This is a genomic window from Mycobacterium sp., from assembly GCF_035314905.1.
Classification (GTDB): domain Bacteria; phylum Actinomycetota; class Actinomycetes; order Mycobacteriales; family Mycobacteriaceae; genus Mycobacterium.
Genome location: NZ_DATFYW010000105.1, coordinates 1 through 2,059 on the forward strand (window position 1 = coordinate 1; position 2,059 = coordinate 2,059).

Annotated in this window: 3 protein-coding genes; 1 reads left to right on the plus strand and 2 read right to left on the minus strand. The window is 66.5% G+C overall.

Features of this window, described 5'->3' with window-relative positions; translation table 11 throughout:
* The coding region (locus tag VKG81_RS08845; protein WP_324395553.1) for an Hsp70 family protein at window positions 1-210 on the minus strand (210 nt) is incomplete at its 3' end.
* A gap of 281 nt (window positions 211-491) precedes the next feature.
* Here VKG81_RS08845 and VKG81_RS08850 point away from each other — a divergent pair.
* Window positions 492-1,061 (plus strand): thioredoxin family protein, encoded by a 570-nt coding sequence (locus tag VKG81_RS08850; RefSeq protein ID WP_324395554.1) that lies wholly within the window; start codon window positions 492-494, stop codon window positions 1,059-1,061.
* 96 nt (window positions 1,062-1,157) lie between these two features.
* Here VKG81_RS08850 and VKG81_RS08855 read toward each other — a convergent pair.
* The coding region (locus tag VKG81_RS08855) for a diaminopimelate decarboxylase family protein (protein WP_414685205.1) at window positions 1,158-2,059 on the minus strand (902 nt) is incomplete at its 5' end.

Here is a 2,059-nt window from a genome sequence, read left to right on the forward strand (position 1 = left end):
CTTGACGGACCTGACGGTGCGGTCGACGTTGGTCACCGCTTGGTTCTTGGCGGGCTGGCCCACCAGCACCTCGCCGTTGCGCGCGAACGCGACGACGGATGGCGTGGTGCGCGAGCCCTCGGAGTTGGCGACGACGACGGGGTCGCCACCCTCCAGAACCGCGACGACGGAGTTGGTGGTCCCGAGGTCGATGCCGACCGCACGAGCCATAGTTTTCCTCCTGATATATCTTGTACGTCTGCTGAGCGAACTTCGCTCAAGTCTGCCCCCGCGGGTGCGGGCGCGTCAACCAATAGTTGAGCCTAATTCACTCAAGTATCTGGTTCAGCCTAACGGAGGCTCACGCGGGTTTGTTCCCCGGCGCCGCTCTTTCCCATCTTTTCGGTTGTCGGTTGTCATCCGACGGGTCGGTTTGGCACCTATTCGGCGTAGGCAGCCTGTCGGTTCGTCACCAGCGTGTCGGTGATCCACAAGCAAGTTAGGCTCGTTTCGTGGCCGTCGAGTCAACGATGATCGCGCTGGGCACCCCGGCGCCGGCCTTCGAATTGCCTGACTCGACCGGCCGGGTCGTCCGGCTCGCCGACTTCGACGCCGCCCCTGCACTGGTCGTGGTGTTCATCTGCAACCACTGCCCGTACGTGCAGCGGGTGGCGGCCGGGCTCGCCCAACTGGGCACCGACCTCGCCGTGCGCGGGGTGGCGATGGTGGGCATATCCAGCAACGACGTGGCCCGCTACCCGCAGGACGGGCCGGCGGAGATGGCCCAAGAAGCGGCTCGGCACGGCTGGACGTTCCCGTACCTCTATGACGAGAGCCAACAGGTGGCACTCGCCTACAGCGCGGCGTGCACGCCGGACACGTTCGTGTTCGATGGCCAGCGCCGGCTGGTGTACCGCGGTCAGCTCGACGGAGCGCGGCCGGGCAACAACCTGCCGGTGACCGCGGCAGACGTTCGCGCCGCCGTTGACGCGGTGCTGGCCGGCAGGCCCGTCCCGGCCGATCAAATTCCCGCGATGGGCTGCGGCATCAAGTGGAAGCCGGGTAACGAACCCGGCTACTGAGCTGTCCGACGGGATCGCGGCAAGCCGTCAGCTGCGCTCATACCTTCGATTCCCGGGACTCAACGACCAAGATGGCGGCTGGCCGCAACTGCGTGCCTAACTGCCGCGCAGCAGTGCGTCGCAGCCGCCGGTGTCGTGTCGGGGCGGCGCCGGTTGCGGGTTCGTCCAGCCCCGGTCGCGGGCCAGCAGGTCGGTGATGGTTTCTCTGCGCACCAGCTCGCGGGTGTATCCGTTACTGACCGCCACGAGTGGCGGCCGGCCCACCATGTTGTGGTTCGACGCCATGCTGTGGTGATAGGCGCCGGTGCAGGCGACCGCGAGCAAGTCACCCGGATGTATGTCGGTCGGCAGCGGCACGTCGCGGGCGATCTCATCACCTGCTTCGCAGTGCCGGCCGACGACGGTCATGGGTTGGGTCGGTCTGAGCGGGTGACGGTTGGCCAGCGCCACAGTATATTTCGCGTCGTACAGGCACACCCGGGGGTTGTCATTCATGCCGCCGTCCACCGCAACAGACGTTCGTCCCCCGGGCTGTGACTTCACCGCGACAACCCGGTAGGTCGTGGTGCCGGCAGGTCCACTTATGGCGCGGCCCGGTTCCATGACGATTCTCGGCGGTGGGAAGCGCTCGGCGGCGCAGGCCCCGTCCAGCGCGTCATCGATGACATCGGCCAGTTTAAAAAGGTCGAGCTCCGCATCGCCGGAGACGTATGGAATCGCGTGACCCCCGCCGATGTTCAGCTCATTGAGGATGACCCCGTGCTCGGCGCGAACCTCGGCCATGGTGGCGATCATCCGCCGGATGGCTTCGCCGTAGAGGCCGGCGTCGGTCACCTGCGAACCGATGTGACAATGCGACCCGACCAGCTCGAGCCACGGCTGACCCAGAATTCGCTTGATCGCCCGCGCGGCATGCCCGTCGGCCAGCGCGAAGCCGAACTTCTGATCGGCTACCCCTGTGCTCACCGCGCGGTGGCCGTGGATGTCGATGTCCGGTG